This is a genomic window from Bradyrhizobium sp. LeoA1Lang (assembly GCF_055413685.1).
Map to the genome: position 1 here is coordinate 1 of NZ_JBVAPG010000635.1, position 254 is coordinate 254.

At 55.9% G+C, this 254-nt stretch carries 1 pseudogene; it reads right to left on the minus strand.

Annotated features, from left to right (window positions below):
• A pseudogene (locus tag ACZYOF_RS44800) lies at window positions 1–127 on the minus strand (IS110 family transposase); the annotation flags it as partial.
• Window positions 128–254: the final 127 nt, after the last annotated feature.

Genomic DNA, 254 nt, shown 5'->3' on the forward strand with positions numbered 1-254 from the left:
CATCGCGTTCATCCTCAACCAGCTTGATCTGTTCGAGCAGCAGTTCTAGCCGATCGACTTCGCGGGAAATCTGGGCCTTCATGAGCACAGGTAGCGCACGCCCATCGCCGGTCCAGAGCTCGTCTAGGTGGTTCATCACAGTGATTTTGACGTTTTGATACCGAGCCATTCGAGGATCGGCAAGTTTTCGGGTGGCAGGAGAATCTCGATGCTTCGGGGAACGCCGGGCTGACGGCGAATGAAGCCGTTTCGTT